Below are 22,597 nucleotides of genomic sequence, written 5' to 3'. Positions count from 1 at the left end.
TAAATCATGGCTTTTGGCATTAACCGGAAGGAACTTAACGAGTGGAAAGAAGCGGTGGCTAGAGGGGAGATTGCATTTTTGACACATTACTGGATCGATCCGCGTTTTCCTGGCATCACGACCGTAACCAAGGTTGGATGTTCGGATCTGGACCGCCTCAAATTATGGTGCGAGCAGCATGACCTACCGTCCCGTTATATACACAACCGCAGTCCTTTTCCCCATTTTGACTTGATTGGACACAGACAGAAGGAGATTTTGGCCAAGGAGGGACATGGGGATCAGGTGCACCGATTCAAGCTTTAAATCAACCCGGGTCCGGAAGCAAAAAACAGCCCGTTATTCCGCCTCACGCGGCAACAGGGCTGTTTTTCATGAAATACATATTCATTCTATTAAGGGCCCGCCGTTCACCGATATCTACTCGGCATGTCCGGCCTTAAATCTTTCTTCGGCAGAGAGCCCCAGCTTCTTGAGAAGCTGGGCTGCCTGCCGCTTCTCTTGCATCGAGAGGCCCTCGACGGCATGAACCAGCACCTGCTGGTGTTGCGGAAATATCTGCTCGAAGAAAGCGCGTCCCTCATCGGTCAAATCGGCAAAAATAACACGTCGGTCATCCGGTGATGCTTTACGGACAAGCAGATTTTTTTTCTGGAGCTTATCTGCCACGTAGGTAATATTGCCGCTGGAGATCAATACCTTCTCCCCAATTTTTTGCAAAGGCTGCGGGCCTTTGTGGTACAGCAGATCCAGCACGCCGAATTCGGTCGTATTCAGGCCATGGCTCTGAATATCACGGGTGGAGTGGGCCACTACCGAATTATAGGCGCGTGCGAGTACAATAAATAATTCCAGTGACATATCGTCGTTGTTCGTTTTATCTGCCATACATGAAACCTCCAAACATACTATCTTAATGCAAAGATAATGGAAATTCGCCGGATTGTCAATCTCCCATGATCTAATAACGCCGGCAAAAGGCTTCTGCTACGCATCAATTCAAATCTTTTACGCCTAGCGATGCCTCTCGTTCGATAACTGTCACGTTACCGTCGCTGTGTCCGATTACAGCTCTTGCTGCAAGTCCGATGAAAAGACCGTTGTCCACAACGCCCGGCAGGGCCAAGAGCAACCGGTGAAGCTTCTCCGGGTCCTCAATAAAGCCAAAACGGCAGTCGGCAATGTAATTGCCGTTATCCGTTACGTAGATATGCTCGTCCTCCGTGCGCAGCATCGGCTTTGCGCCCATTCCCTCTAGTGAGGCAAGCGTCCATTCATTCGCAAAAGGAACAATTTCAACCGGCAGCGGAAAGCGGCCCAGCTTGTCCACCAGCTTGCTTTCATTGGCGATGACGATCAATTCCTTGCTGTGATAGGCCACGATTTTTTCTCGGAGCAGCGCTCCTCCGCCGCCTTTGATCAAGTGAAGCCCGCGGTCGAGCTCATCTGCACCGTCAATCGTTAGATCAAGCCCCTCGAGCCTGTTAAAAGGAATCAAGGGAATCCCCTGCTCCAGCGCTAACTTTTCTGAAGCCTTGGAGGTAGCCACCGCCTGGATCGACAGTCCTTCTCTGACACGTTCACCTATTTTCCGGATCGCCCAATAAGCCGTTGAGCCTGTTCCAAGTCCAATACGCATACCGTCCTTGACATATTCCACCGCTTTTTCCGCGGCTAATTGCTTCAGGTTCATCTTCTACACGCTCCTCACATGAGATTCAAGTTCATACATAAGGGATGATTATGGTTCTTTCCTGTAACCTGCTATAATCAGACATATGATGACAACACCTGGAGGAATTATTCATGAGAACCGAAAACCAGATTCAATCCAAAATCAAGGAGCTTACCGTTCAGAAAAAATCGCTGCTCACCCGCCTTGAAGCCGTCCGTCCGGACAGTACGGTGCATGATTCGTTGACGGCACAGCTGCTGCGCGTGGAAGATATGATCAGCATGCTCGAATGGGTTCTGAATGAACCAAGCGGCAACTACCATATGTAATCAGATCAGATCGTAGTCTTGTACTTAAGGCTAGCGAAACACATAGACAACCGAATCGGCGAGCGGCTTGTACCCGATGTTCATATAAATATGATTGGTAACCGGATTGCTCAAATCCGTATACAGCGATGCAAACCGGTCAGGACCACTCAGCATGTTTCGTGTCAATGCCGCTTTCCCCCTCCTCTGTACCCCGCTTGTAATATTCTTCATTTGTCACGTAATTTTTGCTCAAGATGGAGAAGCGCTACGCTTTCTTCCTCATTTGTGGCAGCTTCAGGATGAGATAACATTTCGATGACCGTTCCCTTATCTGCCAACTCGGAGCAGGTATGATCCATAATTTGCACTGCATGATCCAGCTCAAGCTCACTAATCGTTCCGTTCATCCTGCATAAGCAGACGTGCACCGTTCCCTGTTGCTCCTGATAGGAAGCTTCAAAAAGCGGAGTCATATTTTCCTGCTCCTCAGCCTCGGACAAGCGGGTAACCTGCACGGTATATGAGGAGGCTGCAGGCATTTCGCCATTCACTTTTCGCTGGTCCAAGATAATCATTAAGTTCTTCCAGGCAAGAATACCGGCGGCTGCAAGAATCAACACTACTAAAACGTATCCGATATTTACGATCAATTCTTCACCTTCATCCATTTCTTTAAGTAATCAAAAGCCATGTTCTAGACGTATTACAGCTTTTTCAGCATATGAATATCTTCTGGCTCCTTCCGGAACAGCTCTTCATCGACTTGATCCGTAATTCGTCCGCCGCTGGCCATATAAAAATGAACCGCTGATTCCGTTTCCGTCGAAGATATGTATAAGTAGGACGCGCCCCGTTCCCTAGCTTCCCTGCTAAGCTCTTCCATAATGCGCGATCCGATGCCCTGCCTGCGGTAAGAACGGCTCACATACATTAAGTCCACCTGCAGCTGGTCCAAGTTTTCTCCGCGGAACCTGTGTCCGAGCACCCCAAAACCGGCAAGCGTCTCACCGTCTAAAGCCCCGTACGCAATTCCACCGCCCGCAAGTTCTTTTTCAAAACGCTCAATCATCTCCTCCGTATGCGCTTCATCCCAAGCCTTGCATTCATGTCCAGCAGCAACAGCCTGAAGCTCCCCATCCTGCATTTTGTAGATTTTACCGATGATTTCGGATCTGTCGATTTGCCGGATCAGCCCGGACTCATGGACTTGCATTTGTCTTATTATCATTGGGCTGTACTCCTGTAATATTTTTGTATATAGCCCCCTTAGATTACCTCATATTGGAAATGTAGTCATCATTTTTTTAATTGCGTCATAACTCCATCTTATTGATTCTATTATACAAAAAAAATAGCCTGCGGCTAAGACAGCCGAGACTAAGAGAATAAGAGAAGTCTACACGTTTACATCCCTCCATAATGAAGGGCTTAATCTGTATTCCTATACAAAAACTAAAGTCCTGCCGCCGTTTCCAAAGTTTCGTTCGCCGGTGCTTCCTTTTTACGGGAAAACCGGACTTGAGGAATGGCTATGCCGATAAAAATAAGCAGAATCCCCAGCCACTGCAGACTGCTTACATGCTCTTGAGCTATAAGCACCGACGCAACAACGGCGGCCGGCAGCTCAGCCGCTCCGAGAATGGCCCCCGTACCCGATCCCACCTTTGGCATGCCGATCGAGAAGAAGAGAACCGGAATCAGAATTCCGAGAAAGCCAAGAATAAGCCCATACTTCCATAATCCCTCACCAAGCGTGCCATCCCATAGGAATGAGGGAGAAAACACCGACAATACAATGATGCCTGAGGCTGTTGTCATAAAAAAGCTTTTATTCAGCGCAGGAACGCTCGTGCCGACACGTCCGCTGACAAACATGTACAGTGCGAAGGCAAATGCGGACAAAAGACCGTATACCACACCCTTCATATCCAGATGACCCGTACTTTCGCCAATGACGCCTCCGGCAAACAAGGTTCCTATAATCAGTATCACGATGGATATGAGTTTGCTGCGGCTGGGAACACGCCGATCCGCTACTGCTTCCATGAGAACGCCAATCCAGGTGAACTGGAACAGCAGGACAACGGCGATGGATGCGGGCAGACGTTCAACGGCCTTTCCATAAAACACAGATGTGCCGCTCATGGTGATTCCCACCGCCATCAGCGCCAGCCACTGCTTGGCCCCCACTTTTTTCCGCGAAAAAAGAAGCATAAGCACAAGCAGCAGAAGCCAGCCGAATACATACTGGCCTCCGAGCATCTCGTTCACCGTAAATCCTTCCTTCATGCCGACCTTCATAATCGATGACAGGACGCCGTAGCTGCATGCTCCAATTAATATAAGCAACGAGTATTTCAGTTTGTTCATGTTCATTCCTCCTGATGCCAGTGTTACGCAACAACCAAAAGCCCCCTGTCTGTTAAGACAGGGGGCGAACGAAACCGATGACAGATAGCCTTCGTTAAAATTTCGCCACTCACGAACGAATCGGAGTTTAAAAGCAGGTGCTGCAATATCTTGATGTTTAAATTTGAACCTTACGAAAAAAATTCTAAAACATTATTCGACAAGCGTCAATGAGCTACGTTAACAGAATAAAGTATGGGGCGGCTATAACGGCCCGTAACCCTTCCTCGTCTACGATGCAGTTATGGACGATAACCATGATCCATTCCGTACAGCGTCATTAACGGTATAAACAAAGGCCCCGGCATAAAACCGAGGTGAAAACACAAGGATTCGAGCGGATGTCCATGCATGACCCTAATCCGCAGCAATGGCTGTCCCCGCTTTTCCAGCTCAGAAAGAGCATGCTGCAGCATTCTTGTCGCAAGTCCCCGGCTTCTGTATGCCGGCATAACGGCAAGTTCGTCGATAGTTGGACAGCCCTCCTCCATGTCGATCAAGCACACACCGATTAAAGCGCGTGTGCGCGTGTCATACATCAGGCTTGATGCCTGCAAAGCATCCTCCGGGCTAAGGGCGGCAAAGCGGCGAAGCTTGGCCAGCACCTCCGAAAAAGAGAATCCCGCCGCTCCTGCGACTTCGTTAGCATGCTTAAACAGGAACAGGCCAATCTCACGTTCCAAAAGAAGCCTTTGTTCTCCATCCTCCTTCATCATGTTAGGAGTACGCAAAGTAATATGATGGTCGGGTGGATGGACGAATTCGGCAGTAGGCCGCTGCATCCACCGGTACCGATGAGGATCCGGACGGAATCCAGCCCTGATGAACAAATCCTCTTGATCCGGCAAAATATCGCAAGCATGAACGGTCCCGCTACTTCCTTCAAGCTGCTGCATCTTCCGGGATAAGAGCCTGACTAATGCCGCATCCGCCTGAAAAGGCGGAATGGTGAACAGGCAGCGAATCGCATTAGAGGAAACTATAACACCCCCTATCGTGTTGCTGCCGTTTTTCACCCAATAAGATACGGTTCCAACAGGCAGAATTAGCCCCGGCCCCGTCTGCAGGCTAAAGCCAACCGAGCCCTGATCATAATAAATGGACCAGAATTTCTTCCACACGTCGAACTCGGCTATTTCTAATTGCAGTGAGGCCGACAGTTCTGCTAAAGGCTGGTCCCCAGATTGATCCCCGATCCTCATGCCGGACCTCCCTTGGATAATTAAATTAGATTCTAGTACAGTTTACGATCTAGGTGCATGGTTTCATGCCAAGAAATGACGTTTTCATAGAGAAAAGGGCTGTTCCCCTCAAGTCTTTTTTAGACCTATGGGAACAACCCTTTATTTTTCTATGTCGGCTCAGATTCCAGCTAGCTCAATCAGCCAGCAATCCCGGTAGGCGCCTTCATGCCATTCACGCTTGGGCAGCAGCTTCTTTTTCACAAACCCGCATTTCTCGTAAACATGAATCGCGCGGCTATTCCATGTCTGCGGGTCCATGACGATCCGGTCCGCCTGCAGGCTGCCGAATAAATAGGCCGTCATCGCCTGAATCAGCTGCGTTCCTATTCCTTGATTCCAGCAACCGGGTTCTCCGATGAACTGGTCCATGCCGAAGATTCGTTCCTGAGACTCTCCATATCCGTAGAGCTCCCGCTCCTCCGCATCAACCTCATAAAACTGGATGTAGCCAATCGGCTCGTCGCGATAGAGAATGATGTTTCGAACAGAATCGCTGTCTTCCCGGTAAAAATGCTCTTGTACCTTTTCGAGATCAAGCGGCCGGTCACGTCCTTCGTAAAATTCCAGTACGCGCGGATCACTGAGCCACTTCAAAAGAAGCGATGCATCCTCTACCGAAAGGGATCGGACCGCCAAATCTCCCTGACGTAAAATGATCATGCCAGACCTGCTATATATGTATGAATTTGTCCCATATGATGCCGATCATGTTCATAAAAATCTACCAGATACTCATCGACGGACATGGTGCCGCCATGCTTATCGCCGTATTCTGATTCTGGAATGCTCTGCAGCAATTCAATCAGCTGACTCCTCGCTTCCACGATCTGGCGGATCAGCTCCTCTTTGCTTTGCGTTAATCCATAGGCTGCTGCATCTCGGTTGAACTCATTAAAATCCAGGTTCTTCAGCGTAAGCGGCTGATGTTCTGCCATCGGGCGAACCGCATGCACCAGGAAGTATTTGTCCCACAGCATGATGTGGCTCATAATGTCGCGCGGCGACCATTTGCCCTCTGTAATCGGACCTGTCCACTGTTCTTCCGGCAAACGTTCCAGCGATTGGGCGAATCCGATCAGCTCAGCGAAGGCTTCCAATTTTTCCTGCTTCGTATTCATGAGAACCTCTCCTTTGGATGATCCAAAATGGTATGTACCTTTTCCTAATCATACCATCTGGGCCAGCACAAAACAAGAACATTTGTTTGGTTTTTAATCATCACAACCGATTATTTTTCACGAGCTCCTGCAGCTTCCGGTAGGCCTCGTGCGTTCCCATATCATAGCTGACACCCTCTGCAAAATAGGCTCTCAGCTCTTTTACGCGGGACAACCACTCCGGAAAATAACCGGGGGCATCGGGCTCATGCCCTTCCTGCAAGTATTCCTTGAATAAAGGCAGCGTCTCTCTCCGGTACAGATACACCGCAAAAACCCCGATATCCGTCTTGGGATGCTGAGGCTTCTCCTCAAAAGACATTACCCGCTGCGAATCATCCAGCTCTACAACGCCTACTCTCTTCAGTTCTTCCGTATCCTGCAAATGCTGGACAAGTACACAGTCCCTTTGCTGCTTCTGAAAGTAGTCCACATATGAAGTTAGATCATACGTAAACACATTATCCCCGGCGCAAACGAGCAGATCCTCATCAAATCCTTCACATTCGATCGCAAATTGTATATCACCGATGGCTCCAAGCCGGTTATCTTCGGATGTGGAGCCATCATGGATGATTTTGACGGCCTTATTAAAGGAACGGGATTCGGCCCACTTCATAAAAGCTTCATAAAATTTGGAGTTGGATACTATGATAATTTCGGATATGGAAACCACTTCTTCCATCTTCCGTACAATCAGGTCCAGAATCGTTACATCACCTAAAGGGAGCAGAGATTTCGGCATGTTCAGAGTCAGCGGATACAGTCTTGTCGCGTAACCCGCAGCCAGAATGAGTGCTTTCATAGGGGCCTCCTGTTTAACGTTTCTTCTACTCCCTAGTATAGCTCGAATTACAGAAGCAGGCTTCTTTTTCTGAATAGGATGATTCCTGCAGCAAATCCGGCCAATCCAACGGCCAATAAAATGATGACAACTGGCATCCAGTCCACGGTGCCTTTGACAATACCTGCTGGATCAAACAGCGAGAATAATGAGATATGCTGCATCCAGGACAGCTTATCGCTGATTTTGCCGACCAGGTTCAAACTGAAAAATCCAAATACCACAACTCCAGAGGCGCCAAGCGCTCTTTTCTCATCATTCGACACGGCCGAAATTAAGAAGCTGATGCCGCATACGGCAAAGAAAAGTAAAAACGCACCAACATTCAGCAGCAAAAAGCTGTTCGAATTAAAATCATTCAAGTCTCCGATAAACCAGGCGTACCCTGCATAACCGGCCAGCGTTGTAATCGCTGTAATCACCACCAGACCTGTAAGCAGCACAATAGCCTGTGTGAAAGCCACTTTAACCCGGGTCGTCGGGGCGGACAGCAGATATGCCATCGACCCTTGATCGACAAGGCGCGCCATCAGCTGCGTGGAGGTCATGATGCTGAATATGGAGAGAATCAGTATAAACAGCAGCCCATAATATTCACCAGAAATAAATGCGTCAATGCTGCCGAACCCATTTTCGAAGCCAAACGCCTTGCTGAGTCCTTCAGGCATAGAGGCAAGAAGTGCGTTCAAGCTCTCCGACTGCGTCTGCATGCTCGGATAAATCCAGAACATCAGCAAAATATAAAAAGCCGATCCAAACGCATAACTCGACATCGTCCGCAGATGGTTTTTCATCATTTGTCCATATAACGGCATATTCATGTCAGTCTCTTCCTTCCCGGTCGTAGTAATCCATGAAAATATCCTCGAGATTCTGCGTAAACACATCGATGCTGCGAATCTTGTATTTGGCCGTTTCCTGGGTAAAACGGTTGTAATCCCCCTGAACCGACACGCGCACCTGTTTGTCTTGATATGAATCGATCTTGAGACCGCTGCTGAGAAAAGCATCCCGGTCCGCTATATTTTCAAAGGTAACCTCAAACAGCTTCCGCTGAACCGCCTGCAGCTCATGAACATTATTGACGGCAATGATTTTACCATCTTTGATAATTGCCGCTCGGTCGCAGGTACGCTCAATTTCCGGAAAACTGTGCGATGACATCAGAAATGTGGTTCCCTTCGCTTTTTCTTCCAAAACCAGCTCAATAAACACTTTCTGCATGAGCGGATCCAGACCCGATGTCGGCTCATCCAGAATGATCACTTCGGGCTCATGCATAAATGCGGCGACAATCCCGACCTTCTGCTTCATTCCTTTGGACATTTTACGGATTGGCGTCCGGTCATCGAACTGCAATCTCTTGATGAGCTCAGCTCTGCGCTGCTGATTCACGCCACCCCGGAGACTGGACATAAAATCAAGAAAAGACTTTCCCGTCATTCCCTCCATAAAAGCAATTTCTCCCGGTAAGTAACCGACCAGCTTCTGAAACTTTCCCTGATCCTTCCAGGTATCATAGCCTTTAATTTGGACGTATCCCTTTTCCGGTTTCATAAATCCCATGATGTGGCGGATCGTTGTTGATTTCCCCGCCCCGTTCGGACCTAGAAATCCGAATACCTCCCCTTTTCCGACCGTAAAAGAAACATCAAAAATCCCTTTTCCTCCCGGAAATACCTTCGTTACATGCGATACTGTAAGCATGACCTGCCCCTCCCACTCGGGAACAAAATTATGAAATATGAACAACCAATTATTTCATATCCAGATCATACGCCTGAGAAAATATTTCGTCAATAGAGTTATGAAATATTTCTGTGCTATAATTTCATTATTAAGCGGCAGGTGCCGGAAGATGGAGCTGACATGTGAATGAACGGTTTTGAACGCAGGGCCCAGCAAATTAAAGATAGAATCAAGAAAACCATGCTTCGAATGCTGTCGTCATGCAGTGTGAAGCAAATCCGTATTGCAGATATCGCCAGGGAAGCCGGAGTCTCCCAGGTGACCATATATAATTATTTTGGCAGCAAGGAAGCATTAATCCGCGAGGCATTCAAGGACTATGTACTTCAGACCATAGAGGATTTTGAGACGTTTATTCGCGGGGATTATTCTCTGAAGGAAAAAATCGAATATATTATTTTCCAAAAGAAACAAGCGACCCATTCCTTCCACCCTTCCGTGATAGCGGAACTAATGCAGGAGGATTCGGAAATTCGGGAGTTTGTGCAAAAAAGCTATGAGGAGCGCAGCGTACCTTTGGTGGTCGAGCTCATTACCAAGAGCAAAGCCAGCGGCGAAATATCTGACAGCATCTCCATTGAAACCGTCATTTTGTACCTCAACATGCTGAACGATTCATCCTATCGGATGCTGGAATCGAACAAATTTCGTGAGAACCAGGAGAAGTTCGTTGAAGAGCTCGTCCAGGTATTTTTTTATGGAATTTGTGGTCCGGAGCCCCAAAAGTGATTAACAGATTGTGAAATCTGTGTTAATTTAGTATTTTCATTGTTTAATAGAAATCATAGAAAACAGGCAGGGAGGTAACTTTACGAAAATTCATTACATGGATTAAGAGGAGTAAGAATGAGAGACTTATTTATACGTTCATCCAAACCTAAGACGCCCGTCATTGGGGTCTTTATTCTGTTATTGCTGAAGCTTTTGCTTCTACGCTACTTTTTCTTCCACGAGATTATGTGGAGCCGCGTCACAGCGGATGTAGCGTCGCTGCTCGTGCTGCTTTCCCTGATTGAGCTCGTGACGCCTTCCAGGGCGAAGGGAATCGTGTATTGGATATTTAATTTGCTTTGCTCTGTTATCTTTTTCGCGTCAGCGCTGTATTTTCAACACTTCAATTCGGTGCCGACCTATACCGCCCTTTCAGAACTGAATCAGGTCACGCAGATCAAATCAAGCGTCCAATCCACGATTGAAACGGCAAATTATCTCTTCTTTGCCGACGTGATCATCATCGCGGTGGTCTGGATCATCGGTAAAGTGATGAAGCGGGGGCCAAGCATGTCCACGCCTCTGCGCAAAAGATGGCCGGCTGTCATCGGCGTTATTGCCCTGGCTGCTTCCGCTTTCTTTATCCGCCAGGACCGTTCCATTACCAACGAGGTGCTTCAGGCTGAACATCTGGGATTCATTAATTACCAAGTCGCCGCAGGCATCAGAGCCAAAGAGGACGCGGTTAAGGTTGCTTCAGGCAATATTAACGAGACCATAGACAAAATTAATTCAACGCAAAAAACCTTTAAATATCAGGACAATCCACAGGCTCAGCCCAAGTATTTCGGTGCAGCCAAAGGCAAAAACGTTATTGTAATCCAGATGGAGGCGTTCCAGAACTTCCCGATCCATCTGTCCATTGATAATCAGGAGATTACTCCGGTATTGAACAATTTGGCTAAAGACAGCTTTTATTTTCCAAAGATATTCCAGCAGATCGGTCAGGGCAACACCTCTGATGCGGAGTTTATGAGCAACACTTCCATCTATCCAACGGGCGACATCCCTATGTCGACAGGATACGGTGATCGTGAGCTTCCAAGCATGCCGCGACTGCTCGAGAAACAAAATTACGAAGCGGATACCTTCCATGTGAATGACGTCAAGTTCTGGGATCGGGATAAGCTGTATCCAGCGTTAAACTTCACGCATTACTATGATAAACCGTATTATAAAAACGACCATTTTAATGAATTTGGCGCTTCTGATGAAGAGCTGTACAAGTTCGGGGTCCAAACTTTATCGAAGCTTCATCAGGAAAAAAAGCCATTCTATGCGCAGTTTGTTACTGTATCTAGCCATTTTCCTTTTAATGTACCGGCAGACCGCATGAAAATGACCCTTCCTGAAGATCTGAAAGGCACGCAGCTTGGAGACTACCTGGCTGCCGTGAATTATACGGATTATGCGATTGGAACCTTGATTGACCAACTGAAGCAAAACGGCATGTGGGACGATACCGTGCTTGTCATTTACGGCGACCATTTCGGGCTTCAGCCGCAGGATAACGATCCGGAAATGGTCAGCAAGGCACTCGGCATCAAGTATGATCCCCGTGTAACGCGCTTTAATATCCCGCTGCTGATTCACGTACCCGGAGTCAAAGGACAGGAAGTGAAACAGGTTGGCGGACAGGTGGATATTATGCCGACGCTTGCCAATCTGATGGGAATTTCCCTGAAAGATGAGAAATTTACCGCCTTCGGCCATGATCTGCTGAACATCGATCACAATATCGTAGGCAGCCGTTATTACCTGCCAACCGGCTCTTTCTTTAACAATGAAATTATGTATGTTCCGGGCAAAACATTCGAAGAAGGCACTGCGATCAATTTGGACACGCTGGAGCCTGTCACCGATTTTGCCAAATACAAAAGTGATTATGAATATAACCTGGCTCAGATGAAGCTGTCCGATGAATACGTCAAGCTTCTGCCTAAACGTTAATTGAAGTATTAGAGCCATAACTATAATAAAAGGCTGTCTCCTATCCACTGGTTATCCAGTCAAAGGAGGCAGCCTCTTTCTTCGTGCAAATATTGCAGCCTGCATCATATTGATTATCAAGCCTCTTCCGCGATGATCAGCTCAAGCTCTTTCTCCCGCAGCATCTTGGCATCCCCGTCACCGATGTGGCTGTCCGTAATTACGGCATCAATCTCTTCCCAACCGGCTACGTGCGTGAAAGCTTGCACCCCGATTTTGCTCGCATCGGCTAAAAGATAGACGCTCGCAGCCTGCTTGATCAGCTTATACTTCATCATCGCCTGCAGCTCGTTCGATTCGCTGATACCCCGTTCCGGATGAACGCCTTTGCAGGATACGAACGCTTTATCCACATAATAGGCTTCCAGGCTGCGCTCAGCCATCGGTCCGACATAGGACAAGGATTTGGCCGCCAAAATGCCTCCGGTGGAGATGACCTCAATCTTTTCTTTGGAAGACAGCTCTAGAGCCACCTTAATGGAGTTCGTCAGTACTGTAAGCGGGATATCCGGCAGGATAGAAGCCATGTACCATGCTGTCGAGCTGGCATCCAGCGCGATCCGGTCATATGGCTCAATTAATGCAACGGCCGCACGTGCGATCCGTTTCTTCTCCTCCTGATGCATCACTTCACGTTCAAAATACGGCGTTTCCGCCTGTGCCTCCTTGACGCTGACAGCCCCGCCATGGCTGCGTCGAACCTTTCCCTGCTGCTCCAGGCGGTCCAGATCGCGGCGGATCGTTTCCTCCGTTACCCCGCACAACTCGCTGAGCTCCGATACGCGGATGCTCCCCCGCTCATTGACGAGCCTCACGATTTTATCGTATCTTTCCGCAACTAACATAGCTACCCTCTTTCATAGCCGGCGTTTGATCTGCCGGCCGTCATAATTAGATTATAGCACCCTCTCAAGAAAAAAGGGCCCGCCGACTCAGCGGCTTGCGCCGAATGCAGCGGGCGGGACACTTATCCAACGATCAATGCGTAGGCCACGCCGGGGCCATGAACACCAATGGTCAAATCATTTTCAATATCTGAGGAGCGGCTTGGACCCGATATGAAATGTATGCCCGCCGGGAACTGATCACCAGGGACCGCAGCAACGCGGCTCATCACTTCCCCGAGACGGGTATACATGCGGTCTGCCGAGATAATAGCAATCAGGATATTCGGCAGCAGCGAGACGGATCGCCCTTTATCCGCGCTGGACATAACAATCATCGAGCCGGTGTAGGCTACGGCATAGTCCGCCAAGACGATCCCGGCATCTGCCTGCTCAGCGGTGCGAAGGGATCCTTCCGCATCCAGACTATCCCAGGCATCATGCCGAAGCTCCGGCAGCCTCTCTTCCAATCCCAGCTGCTTCAGCTCAGGTAGATTTTGCCGGATCGTTGACTTGGCATTCAGCTCTCCAAGGATACGAGCAACGATATCCGGAATCTCGGACATCGAGTCTGCCCTTTCGGTAAATCCTCCCGCAGCCTGCCAGTTGCTCATAAAACGAGCGATTCTCTCCTCCCGCTCAAGCTCATAGGAGGTCCAGAACTCCGGCGCTCCGCGAAAAGGATGCGCAGGCAGAGGACTGATGGCTGAACGCCCCAGCCTGCTTGCGATATTGCCGATAAACAGCTTCTCGGCTTCCTGCGATTCTTTGCTTAGCTTCGCTAGAAATGCCGGATCAGATTTGCTCATGCGTGATGTCCTCCTTTCCCGCGCGCCTGAACCGTCTGTTCCATTCGCTTTTTCATTTCATCAGGCATGGGCCTTATCGACTTCTCGACTTCACTAGACAAGCCTGCCCACTGCTCGCGGAATGAGCGCTTCGGTAGTGCAGGGATGTGGCGGTATGCCGTCCAGCCCCCAAGCGGACCGATTTGCGAACGGATATAACCGTCCCGAACCAAGAGCTTTTGTCCAATTTGACCTGCCTTTACTGCCTGCCGGAACCATTTGTGGCTTCCCATCAGCAGCTTGAAGCCTTGCATAGCCATTTTCTCGCCGGAAGCGGTATATCCCCTTTCCACTTTGCGGTTGCGCAGATAAACAAGCATGTCATGCAGAGGTATTTTGACAGGACAAGCCTCGTAGCAGGCACCGCAAAGACTCGAAGCATTGGCGATGTCTTGCCATTCCTGCGTATTCTTGTTCAGCGCCGGTGTTAATACAGCCCCGATGGGACCGCTGTAGGTTCCCGGATAGGAATGTCCGCCGATATGCCGGTAGACCGGACAAGCGTTTAAGCAGGCGCCGCAGCGGATGCAGTTCAGCAGCTCTTGAAAATCCGGATCTCCAAGCTGTAGCGAACGGCCGTTGTCGACGATGATAATATGCATTTCCTCTGGTCCGTCCCCGTCGTTCTCGCGCCTTGGTCCCGTTATGCCGGACATATACACCGTCAGCTTCTGTCCGGTAGCCGATCTTGGCAGGAGCGTTGCCATGACCTCCAGATCATCCCATGATGGGATCAGGCGCTCCATACCCATCAGCGTAATCTGCGTTTTCGGTACGGTGCTGACCATGCGGGCATTGCCTTCATTTTCAAAAATAACGACGCTTCCCGTTTCAGCGATACCGAAGTTACAGCCTGTAAGCCCGATATCCGCTTCGAGGAACTTATCCCGCAGCTTGCGTCTGGCGAAGCCGGCCAAAATTTTGGTCTCCGGAGGCAGCGTCTCCCCGGCTTCCTTGGACAGCAGTTCGGCAATCTGATAACGGTTCTTGTGAATGGCCGGAATAATAATGTGGGATGGCGGTTCATTGGCCAGCTGAATAATATATTCACCGAGATCGCTTTCAATGGACTCGATCCCCAGCTTCTCAAAGGCCTCATTGATGTGAACCTCTTCCGACACCATCGACTTCGATTTCACGACGGACTTCGCCCCCCGGTGCTTGGCGATTTCCACGGCAATCCGGGCAGCGTCCTTCGCTTCCGGTGCAAAATGAACATGCACCCCCTGTGCGCGGGCATTTGCAATAAATTGACTCAAATAGTAATCGAGATGAGCGATGGTATGAAGACGGATCTGCCGGCCCCGCTCCCGCCATTCTTCCCAGTTGCCATGCTCCGCTGTCGCTGCCTTTTTGCCGTTTTTCAGCCTTTCGGTCGTAAATTTGACGGCATCGATCAGAAATTCATCCTTGAGCGCGGATTTGGCGCGTTCCTTGACGTTAGACCCCTGCGGTTTGCTCACGGTTCTTCACCCCTTCATACAGCAGCTCCGCCAGATGCATCACACGAACCGGCTTGCCCTGAAATTTCAGATTACCGCCGATATTAAGCAGACAGCCCATATCCAGGCCTACGAGAACCTCAGCCTCCGTTTCCAGCACATGCTGGCTTTTCTCTTCCACCATCGCTCCGGAGATTTCACTCATCTTGATGGCGAAGGTGCCTCCAAAGCCGCAGCAGTCCTCTGCATACGGAAGTGGAATATACTCCATGCCCTCAACATGGCTCATGAGCTGCATCGGCTCTTCCTTAATGCCTAGCAGACGCGAACCATGGCAGGAAGGATGGTAAGTCACCTTATGCGGAAAATAGGCTCCGACATCCGTTACACCCAGCACTTGAACAAGAAACTGAGTGAATTCATAGGTCTTGTCTTTGAGCCGATGGCACTTTTCCAGCAATACGGCGTCGTTTTCGAACAATTTGGGATAATAATGATGAATCATGCCCGTGCAGGAGCCCGATGGAGCGATCACAAAGTCACTGTCGTTAAACGCTTCCAAAATGGTTTTGGCTGAAGCCCTGGCCTCATCCCAATAGCCGCTGTTAAAAGCCGGCTGACCGCAGCAGGTCTGCACTTCGGGAAAATGAAGACGGACGCCGTACCGGGCGAGAAGCTGGGCCATAGCCTCCCCAACCGGCGGAAACAGCGCATCACTGATACAAGTAATAAAAAGCGATACTTTCATCTCTAGCTCCCCTCCTTTTTTTTTAAGTTATGATAGCATATCTTGTCGGATCTCTAAAAGAAGAAATCAATCCCCAATCATAAGATATGACGGGGATTGCTTCCTAACGAAAAATCGGATGATTGCATATTCGGATTTAGTAGTTACCGCGTAAATGCCGCCGGAACGCCGCCATCAATCGTCAGCATGCAGCCGGTCGTTTTCTCGGCTTTCGAAGAAGCGAAGAAGGCGATGCCTTCCGCCACGTCTTTCGGATAGATGTTCACGAGCAGCGTCGTTCTCTTGCGGTAGTGCTCCTCAAGCTGGTCAGGCTCGATTCCGTAAGCCGCTGCACGTTCGTTGCGCCAGTTCGAGTTCCAGATCGAGGAGCCCTGCAGAATGGCGTCAGGCATAATGGTGTTCACGCGGATGCCATGCTCTCCGCCCTCGGCGGCAATGCAACGGGCCAAATGCGCTTCCAGCGCTTTGACCGAGCTGTAGGCCGTCACGTTCTTGCCGGCGTATACCGAGTTTTTCGAAGCCACGAAAATCATGCTGCCGCCAAGCCCCTGCTCCTTCATCTGCTTGAACGCCTCACGGGCCACAAGGAAGTAGCCGGTACCCAAAACATTCATGTTCAGGTTCCACTCTTTCAGCGAAGTTTCATCAAACGGACTGGAGGTTGCCAGACCAGCGTTATTCACGATAATGTCCACGCCGCCGTAGGTTAATGCGGTTTCACCCAATGCCGCGATGACCATCTCCTCGCTGGTTACATCCATTTTTACAGCCGTAGCCCGGCCTTCACCATACTTTGCATTGATTTCGGCTGCAACCTTCTCGGCGCCTTCGAGATTTAAGTCGGCTAGAACGACATGGGCGCCTTCGGACACGAGCCGGCGGGCCGTTTCACTGCCAATGCCGCCTGCTCCGCCGGTAATAAAGGCGATTTTGCGGGAAAATTCCGCTTCAGCTGGAGCCAGCGTCAGCTTATAAAGCTCGAGCGGCCAATATTCCACATTATAGGATTCATTTTCGTTCAGGGATACGAATTCGCCAAGTGCCGTCGCCCCCTTCATAACCGCAATCGCGCGGTGGTACAGCGCTCCGCTGACACCTGCCATGGCAATGCTTTTCCCCGTGTTGACCATGCCGATGCCTGGAATCAGAATGACACGCGGAGCCGCTTCGAACATCACGTCGCCTTCATGCATGTTGCGCTCGAAATAGGATTTGTATTCCTCTTTATAGGCTTCAATGCCTTCACGTACGGCTTCTTTGAGCGCTGCTGCTCCATTTGCGGATGGCGTCCAGTCCACGAACAGCGGAACGCGTTTCGTATGTACCAGGTGATCCGGGCATGCCGCTCCGACCTGTGACAGGGCTTTGGCGTTTTTGCTGTTCACGAACTGCAGTACATCATCTCCCGCATCATACGTGCAGATCATTTTCTTGCCGTCGCTGACCTCACCGCGGATGACAGGCATAACTTCTGCGAGGATGGCTTTGCGCTGCTCTTCCGCAAGAGTTTCCACTTGGCATCCGCCAAAAACTTCGGATTCCTGAATGCGGTCATTTATGTATTGTTCAGCCCTCTGGATCATGGTAATCGTCTGGTTGTAGCAGTCATCCGAGGTTTCTCCCCAGGTTACCAGGCCGTGCTTCTCCATAAGTACGAGCTGGGCATTTGGATTATTCTTTACGCCTTCGGCGATCATTTTGGACAATGTGAAGCCCGGACGGATGTATGGCACCCATACAAAGGTATCCCCATAAATTTCTTTGGCGATCTCTTTGCCGTTATCCGCGCAGCAGAGGCTGATAATCGCATCCGGATGGGTATGATCCACATGCGGATATGGAAGAAAAGCATGCAGCAGCGTTTCAATGGATGCCCGCGGATGCTTGCTGTCTATCATGCAGTGCGACAGATAAGCCACCATCTCCTCATCTGGCATTTCATCGCGCTCAATCAGCGGCTTAATATCTTCCAGGCGGAGACCGGTAAAATGCTGCGCCTTCATTGTGGCCAGGTCGGATCCGCTGCCTTTGACCCACATGACTTCCACGTCGCGACCGCGGAAATCCTTCTCGACGGTTTTGAGCGAGGTATTTCCTCCACCCCAGTTGCATACGCTCCGGTCACTTCCGATCAGGTTGGAGCGGTATACCAGTTCGTCTACCCCTGCTTTTTGCTTGGATGCTTCTTCGTGATTCCACCGGCTTTGTACCATGAATGATATGCCTCCTGTATTGTTTGTTTTAATTTGTTTATATTTGTTTTTATTTGAATTGAATTGATTATACCAGATATATTTTTGTTTTTATACTTATTTTTTTAATATTTAAAAGTTAAAAAAAGCACAACAAAAAAAGCCCCGATAAATTTAATTTAGGGCTTAATAATCGATTGTGGATGTCCCTCCCCTTGGAACAGCAGGAGCCTGAACATTATCGTTTATTCATACAGTAGCCGGCCTCGTCTGTTATTCATTGCAAGAGAACGATGTTCAGCGTATGTTTTGCTTCAATGTACTTGGGAATCCCTTAAGAGCAGGCATACCGAATAAACGATAAAGTTTGGAGATGGCTCCCGGCCAAGGAGCTTCGGGCGGCGTTTCAAGCCTGCACCGGCAGACCTGAAACAAATGGCGCAAGGGACAGGGACATCAATATATTGTATAAGGTAAAGCTGCCGAACATGACACTTTCGGTCCATAAGTCATTAGCGGACTTTCGCCGACTTCATTAGAATGCTAGCCTCCGGCTTCGTTTTATGATCAGTAGGCTTATCATTCTTATTCCCCTCGGGCTTCACCGCGAACAGTGTCAGCAGACCGCCAACTGCCCCAACGACTGCCATGACGCCAAACAATACCCAGTGGTTCGTCTTCATCAGCAGCGATACGGCAGGTGGGCCAAGGGAAACACCGATAAAACGCATACTGCTGTACAGGGAAGTAATCGTCCCCCTTTGTTTCTGCTCAATACCTTCGGTAATCAGCGCATCCATGCACGGAAGCGCGGAGCCGATCCCGGCCCCGCACAGCGAAAAAAAGGCGACCACAAAATAAATCTGGCTGCTGAATCCGGTAATGACAAGACAGACCGTCGAGAGCGCCATGCCCGCAAATCCGGTCCATTTCATGCGCTTCTTATTCTTCCCGATGATTTTGCCAGCTGCATAGGAAGCCAGACAGAGCAAGGCTAGCGGGATTGCAAGCACCAGGCCCTTTACGACTCCATGTAGACCATATTCGCTCTCAAGCGTTTCGGATAAATAGAAAAGAACGCCGAATAAAATAAACATACTGATTCCGCCAACGGCAAAGATCGCATACAGCCATCGGCCTTTTTCCCGTAAAATGCTTTTCGTGTCGGATAGAAACTGTTTAATAGAAAGATTATCTTGGTTTTTCTTTTTCGGTGTTTTGACAAAAAAAAGGACAAGCAGCAGGGAGAGGATACACATCACCGGAATGCTCAAAAACGGCAAATACCACAGCACACTGGCCAGCGCTGCACCGAGTATGGGACTCAGCACCTTGCCGAACGTATTCGAGGTCTCGATGATTCCAAGGCTTTTGCTGACATCATCCTCTTCCTTGAACATGTCTCCGACCAGCGGAAGAACGATTGGAAAAGCCCCTGCTGCACCAATTCCTTGAAGAAAACGTCCGCCAAGAATAATCCAGTAAGCGGTAAGTCCACCTGTCATCCATGCACCAATACCGGACAATGCGCCTCCAGCAGCCGCGATAATAAGACTTGGAATGATGACGTTTTTTCGGCCAAAGCGGTCAGACAAATAACCTGCAATCGGTATCAAAAGAATGGCGACTACCGCATACACAGTAATGAGCATGCTGACTTGAAGCGCGCTGACTTGAAGCTGCTGTGATATTTGCGGCAAAATGGGAATCAGCATGGAATTGCCAAGCGTCATGATCAAAGGAATTGATGCAAGCGCAGCTAAATCCCACTTCTTGTCTTCCATGACAAAACCACCTTTGCATTCAATAAGTACTATTGTGGTTTGTTTTGCACGCAACTATTCAGGCATTTATCGGTCAGGCGCTCCTGTCGTCATAAATCTTCCGAAAAGAACTCAAATGCTGCTATTCAGTTAACTGCATTGAAGCGACTATGACTGAAGAATATATTTATCCTTGCTGACGTCCTGAATGAAACGGCAAGGTTCTCCAAGGCTGTATATGTGAAGCTGGTGCATAGCGCGGGTGCAGGCCGTATAGAACAGTTTACGCTCCGATTCCCTGCTGTAAGCTTCCCCGGATGCATCATAGATGACAACCGCGTCGAACTCGACGCCTTTTGCCAAATAGGATGGAATAACCAGCGTACCGGTCACAAACGACGGCGTCGTTTTGGCAATGCGTTTGAGCGGCAGCTCATCCTTAAGGGCCTCATAGACCTGCTCGCATTCTTCAGCGGTTTTACAAATGATCGCCGTATGTTCATAGCCCTGGTTGTTGAGTTTCTTAATATCCTCTACGATGCTGCGGTGCAGATTCTCCCTGCTGTCTGACAGCTTTACAAGCGGTTTTTCTCCGTAGCGGTTGAACGGAATGATGGACTCTCCTCCAGGCATCATGCTGCGAGTAAAATCTACGATTTCCAGCGTTGACCGATAGCTGCGTGTAAGCGAGATAACTTCGGTATCTGCATCACCATACAGCTGCTTCAGCGACTCCAGGCTGCCTCCAAGTACATCCGTATGCGCATAGATGCCTTGGTTCAAATCTCCAAGCGCAGTCATCCGTGCACGTGGGAAAATTCTTTTGACATATTCGAGCTGAAAAGGAGAGTAATCCTGAACTTCATCAATAAAGACATGGCGTATCACACTGTTAATCTGGAATCCCTTCAGAAGATCCAGCAGATACAAATACGGCGTCACATCTTCGTATGCGAGCTTTCCTTCGTTCATCAGCCGGACCGTCTGCCTGCCCATTTCCTCCCATTCATCCGGGAGCCCGCTGCCGCCACTGATGCTGAGGAAGATGTCCTTGTTGGTCAACAGCTCTTCATACATCGCTTGCACATCCACGAAACGCATTCGCTTGATCCATTTCCGCACAGGCTTCAACCACTCGTTGACGACCATCTTGGCCAGCAGGCTGCGTTCGAGCTCAAAGTCGTCGAAGGTGGCGTTTTTCTTGGCCGTCTGCTTACGGCGCATTCTCGTATAGGCTTTTTGATATTCATCTGGATCGAGCAGCTCAATCTGCTCATCAACCCAAGGTGCCTGACGCTCGTTCTTCGCGAACTGGGCAAGCTCCTTAAGCAGCCAATCCCGCATCAGCTCCACCCGGTTGGCGAGCCGCACCGCTGAATCAAAGCTGTAGAACTTCTCGCGCATCACTTCCTCCGAAACAATCAGACGGCCCTTGAAGCGGATCGGCTTGAATTTCATGCCGCTTTGCTCCAGAAGATCCTTGTAACGGCGGATGGTCTCGAGAAACTGCGTAGACGATTTATAAGCGATGGATGCACGTTTAACCTTGAGCCATGGGCCTTCCTCGGCGCTCAGAATCGACTCCATTTGGGAAAATACATCCTCCAGATCAAAGTCTCTGCCAAGCCGGTGCTCTAGATAGGCCTGGAAGGTTGTCTGCAGCATATTTTCCTCACCCAGTTCCGGCAGCACCGTCGATACGTAGCTGTTGAACATCGGGTTCGGCGAAAACAGGATCACCTGATCCGCTTTCAGCGTCTCCCTGTATTTATACAATAAATAAGCAACCCGCTGGAGCGCTGCTGAGGTTTTGCCGCTGCCTGCGGCTCCCTGCACGACAAGCATCCGGCTTTTGTCATTGCGGATCACTGCGTTTTGTTCCTTCTGAATGGTTGCTACAATACTCTTCATCTGGTTATCGGAGGAATGGCTGAGCACCTGCTGCAGCAGCTCATCGCCGATGGTGACACCTGTATCGAACATGACCTTGATTTGCCCATCCCTAATCACGAACTGGCGTTTCAGATCCATCTTGCCGCTGATTTCACCGCTTGGCGTCTGGTAAGATGCCGGACCCGGGGCTCCGTCGTAATAAAGGCTGGATACTGGCGCTCGCCAGTCATACACCAGAAACGTCTCCTGATCATCATCGAGAAAAGAAGCAATGCCAAGATAGATGGTTTCTTTCTTTTCTTCTCCCTCTTCCGTAAAATCGATCCGTCCAAAGTAAGGCGATTTGACCAGCAGCCTTAGTTTCTTCAGTGTTTCCGAAGCCTGTAAATGCGCTCGTTCCCGTTCCGATAATACCTGGGACTGCTGACGCAGGCTGGTGGACGTTTCTCCCAGATCATCGGAGCTGCTGAAATTGACTCTGACTTCATCCCAGAAATCTTTACGCATCTCGACCACATCGCCCCGAACCAGGCCCACTTCCGCTTCAAGCGTTCCCTTGCGGGCGGCAATTTTACCGGTTACACTGTCGACCCGCTGCTGTTCGTACTGCCAATCCTGATCTTTCAAGTCCATGCCTGTCTTCATCCCCTTTTAATGTTTAACATTTATCTATTTTGT

23 protein-coding genes are annotated in these 22,597 nt (G+C 49.5%); 4 read left to right on the top strand and 19 right to left on the bottom strand.

What is annotated here, in order from left to right; all coding sequences use genetic code 11:
* Positions 1 to 6: 6 nt before the first annotated feature.
* The gene (locus MUG84_RS02085) at positions 7 to 306 is read left to right on the top strand and encodes a hypothetical protein (RefSeq protein ID WP_244718865.1); all 300 of its coding nucleotides are present in this window, start codon (positions 7 to 9) and stop codon (positions 304 to 306) included.
* 114 nt (positions 307 to 420) lie between these two features.
* Here MUG84_RS02085 and MUG84_RS02080 read toward each other — a convergent pair whose 3' ends face one another.
* The gene (locus tag MUG84_RS02080) at positions 421 to 888 is read right to left on the bottom strand and encodes a MarR family winged helix-turn-helix transcriptional regulator (RefSeq protein WP_244718862.1); all 468 of its coding nucleotides are present in this window, start codon (positions 886 to 888) and stop codon (positions 421 to 423) included.
* 106 nt (positions 889 to 994) lie between these two features.
* Entirely contained in the window at positions 995 to 1,693 is a 699-nt protein-coding gene (rpiA, locus tag MUG84_RS02075) for a ribose-5-phosphate isomerase RpiA (protein ID WP_244718852.1), read from the bottom strand.
* A gap of 113 nt (positions 1,694 to 1,806) precedes the next feature.
* Between rpiA and MUG84_RS02070 the strand changes: the two genes are divergently transcribed.
* Positions 1,807 to 2,004 carry a hypothetical protein gene (locus MUG84_RS02070; protein WP_244718850.1) on the top strand — a complete coding sequence of 66 codons (198 nt, stop codon included), beginning with the start codon at positions 1,807 to 1,809 and terminating at the stop codon, positions 2,002 to 2,004.
* A gap of 30 nt (positions 2,005 to 2,034) precedes the next feature.
* On the opposite strand, the gene MUG84_RS02065 is transcribed toward MUG84_RS02070, so the two are convergent.
* The 10 genes from MUG84_RS02065 to MUG84_RS02020 form a co-directional block, all read right to left on the bottom strand.
* Complete coding sequence (locus MUG84_RS02065) at positions 2,035 to 2,172, bottom strand: GNAT family N-acetyltransferase (RefSeq protein ID WP_244718848.1); 138 nt, start codon at positions 2,170 to 2,172, stop codon at positions 2,035 to 2,037.
* Positions 2,173 to 2,213: 41 nt separating this feature from the next.
* The gene (locus tag MUG84_RS02060) at positions 2,214 to 2,636 is read right to left on the bottom strand and encodes a hypothetical protein (protein WP_244718846.1); all 423 of its coding nucleotides are present in this window, start codon (positions 2,634 to 2,636) and stop codon (positions 2,214 to 2,216) included.
* Between the two features lie 53 nt (positions 2,637 to 2,689).
* The gene (locus tag MUG84_RS02055; RefSeq protein ID WP_244718845.1) at positions 2,690 to 3,214 is read right to left on the bottom strand and encodes a GNAT family N-acetyltransferase; all 525 of its coding nucleotides are present in this window, start codon (positions 3,212 to 3,214) and stop codon (positions 2,690 to 2,692) included.
* A gap of 224 nt (positions 3,215 to 3,438) precedes the next feature.
* Positions 3,439 to 4,356 (bottom strand): EamA family transporter, encoded by a 918-nt coding sequence (locus MUG84_RS02050; RefSeq protein ID WP_244718844.1) that lies wholly within the window; start codon positions 4,354 to 4,356, stop codon positions 3,439 to 3,441.
* A gap of 281 nt (positions 4,357 to 4,637) precedes the next feature.
* Positions 4,638 to 5,597 carry a GNAT family N-acetyltransferase gene (locus MUG84_RS02045; protein WP_244718843.1) on the bottom strand — a complete coding sequence of 320 codons (960 nt, stop codon included), beginning with the start codon at positions 5,595 to 5,597 and terminating at the stop codon, positions 4,638 to 4,640.
* 159 nt (positions 5,598 to 5,756) lie between these two features.
* A complete protein-coding gene (locus tag MUG84_RS02040) occupies positions 5,757 to 6,299 on the bottom strand; it encodes a GNAT family N-acetyltransferase (RefSeq protein ID WP_244718842.1) in 543 nt (180 codons plus the stop codon).
* A complete protein-coding gene (locus MUG84_RS02035) occupies positions 6,296 to 6,757 on the bottom strand; it encodes a DinB family protein (protein ID WP_244718841.1) in 462 nt (153 codons plus the stop codon). The genes MUG84_RS02040 and MUG84_RS02035 overlap by 4 nt, the downstream gene beginning before the upstream one ends.
* A 100-nt stretch (positions 6,758 to 6,857) precedes the next feature.
* Entirely contained in the window at positions 6,858 to 7,601 is a 744-nt protein-coding gene (locus MUG84_RS02030) for a nucleotidyltransferase family protein (RefSeq protein WP_244718840.1), read from the bottom strand.
* 47 nt (positions 7,602 to 7,648) lie between these two features.
* Positions 7,649 to 8,461: an ABC transporter permease subunit gene (locus tag MUG84_RS02025; RefSeq protein WP_244718839.1), complete on the bottom strand. Its 813-nt coding sequence runs from the start codon at positions 8,459 to 8,461 to the stop codon at positions 7,649 to 7,651.
* 1 nt (position 8,462) lies between these two features.
* Positions 8,463 to 9,347, bottom strand: coding sequence for an ABC transporter ATP-binding protein (locus MUG84_RS02020; RefSeq protein WP_244718838.1), 885 nt, complete (start codon positions 9,345 to 9,347; stop codon positions 8,463 to 8,465).
* Positions 9,348 to 9,515: 168 nt separating this feature from the next.
* On the opposite strand from MUG84_RS02020, the gene MUG84_RS02015 reads away from it, so the two are divergent.
* Together MUG84_RS02015 and MUG84_RS02010 are read left to right on the top strand one after the other, a co-directional pair.
* Positions 9,516 to 10,118, top strand: coding sequence for a TetR/AcrR family transcriptional regulator (locus MUG84_RS02015; protein WP_244718837.1), 603 nt, complete (start codon positions 9,516 to 9,518; stop codon positions 10,116 to 10,118).
* Positions 10,119 to 10,235: 117 nt separating this feature from the next.
* Positions 10,236 to 12,110 (top strand): LTA synthase family protein, encoded by a 1,875-nt coding sequence (locus MUG84_RS02010; RefSeq protein ID WP_244718836.1) that lies wholly within the window; start codon positions 10,236 to 10,238, stop codon positions 12,108 to 12,110.
* A gap of 116 nt (positions 12,111 to 12,226) precedes the next feature.
* On the opposite strand, the gene MUG84_RS02005 is transcribed toward MUG84_RS02010, so the two are convergent.
* From MUG84_RS02005 to helD, 7 genes are all read right to left on the bottom strand, one after another.
* Positions 12,227 to 12,994 (bottom strand): DeoR/GlpR family DNA-binding transcription regulator, encoded by a 768-nt coding sequence (locus MUG84_RS02005; RefSeq protein WP_244718835.1) that lies wholly within the window; start codon positions 12,992 to 12,994, stop codon positions 12,227 to 12,229.
* A 122-nt stretch (positions 12,995 to 13,116) separates the two neighbouring features.
* Positions 13,117 to 13,842, bottom strand: a complete 726-nt coding sequence (locus MUG84_RS02000) for a LutC/YkgG family protein (RefSeq protein ID WP_244718831.1) — start codon at positions 13,840 to 13,842, stop codon at positions 13,117 to 13,119.
* The gene (locus tag MUG84_RS01995; protein WP_244718813.1) at positions 13,839 to 15,344 is read right to left on the bottom strand and encodes a LutB/LldF family L-lactate oxidation iron-sulfur protein; all 1,506 of its coding nucleotides are present in this window, start codon (positions 15,342 to 15,344) and stop codon (positions 13,839 to 13,841) included. The genes MUG84_RS02000 and MUG84_RS01995 overlap by 4 nt, the downstream gene beginning before the upstream one ends.
* Positions 15,322 to 16,071, bottom strand: a complete 750-nt coding sequence (locus MUG84_RS01990; RefSeq protein WP_244718810.1) for a (Fe-S)-binding protein — start codon at positions 16,069 to 16,071, stop codon at positions 15,322 to 15,324. The genes MUG84_RS01995 and MUG84_RS01990 overlap by 23 nt, the downstream gene beginning before the upstream one ends.
* Positions 16,072 to 16,214: 143 nt before the next feature.
* The gene (locus tag MUG84_RS01985; RefSeq protein WP_244718807.1) at positions 16,215 to 18,284 is read right to left on the bottom strand and encodes a bifunctional aldolase/short-chain dehydrogenase; all 2,070 of its coding nucleotides are present in this window, start codon (positions 18,282 to 18,284) and stop codon (positions 16,215 to 16,217) included.
* Between the two features lie 491 nt (positions 18,285 to 18,775).
* A complete protein-coding gene (gene bcbE / locus MUG84_RS01980) occupies positions 18,776 to 20,047 on the bottom strand; it encodes a bacillibactin exporter BcbE (protein WP_244718804.1) in 1,272 nt (423 codons plus the stop codon).
* Between the two features lie 147 nt (positions 20,048 to 20,194).
* Positions 20,195 to 22,552, bottom strand: coding sequence for an RNA polymerase recycling motor HelD (gene helD / locus MUG84_RS01975; protein WP_244718800.1), 2,358 nt, complete (start codon positions 22,550 to 22,552; stop codon positions 20,195 to 20,197).
* Between the last annotated feature and the right edge of the window lie 45 nt (positions 22,553 to 22,597).

Source organism: Paenibacillus mangrovi (assembly GCF_022898935.1).
In the GTDB taxonomy this organism is placed as follows: Bacteria; Bacillota; Bacilli; order Paenibacillales; family Paenibacillaceae; genus Paenibacillus_AQ; species Paenibacillus_AQ mangrovi.
Note: the sequence above shows the minus strand (reverse complement) of the source record. Positions and strands in the feature narration are given on the sequence as shown.